Here is a 244-nt window from a genome sequence, read left to right as displayed (position 1 = left end):
CATATCACCTCGCCGACGCTTATCGCAGATTAGCACGCCCTTCATCGCCTCTGACTGCCAGGGCATCCACCGTGTACGCTTAGTCGCTTAACCTCACAACCCGAAGCTGTTTCGTAAAACAGTTCGTTGTCGTGAAAATTTGAGAGACTCGAACACACCGCTTATCTGCTCTTATTACGGAGAGCAGACACAGTGTGTCGTTTCAATTTTCAGCTTGATCCAGATTTTTAAAGAGCAAAACTTC

General features: G+C 47.1%; 1 rRNA gene. It reads right to left on the bottom strand.

The annotated features are described in order from the left end of the window. A 23S ribosomal RNA gene (locus M8014_RS00010) occupies positions 1 to 93 on the bottom strand; the annotation flags it as partial. Positions 94 to 244 lie beyond the last annotated feature (151 nt).

The organism is Silvania hatchlandensis (assembly GCF_025564065.1).
In the GTDB taxonomy this organism is placed as follows: Bacteria; Pseudomonadota; Gammaproteobacteria; order Enterobacterales; family Enterobacteriaceae; genus Enterobacter; species Enterobacter hatchlandensis.
Note: the sequence above shows the minus strand (reverse complement) of the source record. Positions and strands in the feature narration are given on the sequence as shown.